General features: G+C 44.1%; 2 protein-coding genes. Both read right to left on the bottom strand.

The window, feature by feature from the left end; all coding sequences use genetic code 11:
- Positions 1-59: 59 nt before the first annotated feature.
- A complete protein-coding gene (locus tag CK510_RS30295) occupies positions 60-1,094 on the bottom strand; it encodes a DNA cytosine methyltransferase (protein ID WP_281257112.1) in 1,035 nt (344 codons plus the stop codon).
- Positions 1,073-1,324 carry a DNA cytosine methyltransferase gene (locus tag CK510_RS34175; protein WP_281257111.1) on the bottom strand — a complete coding sequence of 84 codons (252 nt, stop codon included), beginning with the start codon at positions 1,322-1,324 and terminating at the stop codon, positions 1,073-1,075. The genes CK510_RS30295 and CK510_RS34175 overlap by 22 nt, the downstream gene beginning before the upstream one ends.
- Between the last annotated feature and the right edge of the window lie 140 nt (positions 1,325-1,464).

The following is a 1,464-nucleotide window of genomic DNA, read 5'->3' as shown; positions in this document are numbered from 1 at the left end:
TTTTCAATTTGTATACTGATGTGCATTAGATTCTTTCTGCTGCACCGTTTTGTCATGCGTTAGTCTAAACTCCAGTTAATAGACAAGTGCGACATTTGCGGCAGGTGGAATGATAAGCCGAAGGTTTTAGGCAGAGCGTATTCCCACCTGTCTAACAAGGGCATACGGTGTAGACATACCCACAAAACGCTACGCGATCGCACTTTGCATAATGGAGTATCACTGATATGAGATTCCAAATGCTCCCTAATTTGCATCCCTACAGCATAGGCAAGCAATGGAGGCACCGAATTTCCGATTTCCCGATGAGCATGAAGTATTCCCTCACTGAAATTAAACCAGTCAGGGTAACTGTGTAATCTCGCAGCTTCCCTAACGGAAATAACCCTTGGTTCAGAAGGATGAATTGGGCGTAATGCGGTGCGATTCCCACTTCCCGCTCGTAACGTGACACACAAGCCATCCCATTCGAGTTTTTTCGCTCTGGATTTAGCTTCCCTCGTACCTGGGGGAGTGTTGATAAATTGTTGAATTACTTCTGGTGTATGTGTCGTCGCTGCAAATCCCGTTATTTCATTGGTTATTACACCTGGGTTAGGAAATATTTCCTCAAGATACTTGGCATATTCACCCTTTTCCCAATCGGGTGACACAACTTGAGTGTTTTGCTTAGGGAGTAGGGGAAGTGGTAATAAGTCAGCGATAGCGTCGAAGACGCTGACCTTCGGTATCGCATCCCGAACATTATGCTGTGGTAACTGTTGCGGTGGCATAATGTTACCAAACTTAGAAGCCACAAAAAACACCCTTTTTCTAGCTTGGGGAACCCCATAATTTGATGCATTCAGATTCCACTTGGATAAAAAATAATGCTCTTCCAACACCGCTTGTAAATTAGCAGTAATGCAACCAAATTTTTGATTCTCAATTCCCGGCACATTCTCCATGATTGCCGCAAGAGGATTGAGTTCCAACACCAGCCGAACGAACTCCCCCACCAAACCGTTACGCTCATCTTCAAGATTTTGTTGTCCAGCAACGCTAAACCCTTGACACGGAGGACCTCCAAAAACTACATGAATCTCCCCATCCAATCTGGATACTTTGCCTGAATATGGGAGCGTATTTCTTTTCCCGTTACCTCCCGAATGTCTTTGCATAATACCGTCGCATTGGGGAAATTCTGTTGGTACGTAGCCAAGGCAATAGGATTATTATCAATGGCTATGCCTATTTCAAAACTTGCACCGCATCCCAAGTCAAACCCACCTGCTCCAGAAAACAGGCTCACAGCTATCTTTTTCTTTGTTGCTGTTGATTTCATGTTGAAATTGGATACCGCTAAAATTAATGATAACTTTTTGCACAAGCCTCTGCGCTAATTACATGGGTGCGACTCTTTTAGGAAGACGCAGAATAGGTTTAGACAGACATTGCAATACTTGGAGGGGAAATAGAACAACG

The sequence above is a fragment of the Brunnivagina elsteri CCALA 953 genome (assembly GCF_002289455.1).
GTDB lineage: Bacteria > Cyanobacteriota > Cyanobacteriia > Cyanobacteriales > Nostocaceae > Brunnivagina > Brunnivagina elsteri.
The sequence above is the reverse complement of the archived record's forward strand: the minus strand, read 5'-3'. Positions and strand labels throughout refer to the sequence as shown.

What these genes read in the sequence shown, in the direction of transcription:
- CK510_RS34175 (WP_281257111.1), bottom strand. Translation starts at nt 1,324, where the DNA reads ATGAAATCAACAGCAACAAAGAAAAAGATAGCTGTGAGCCTGTTTTCT.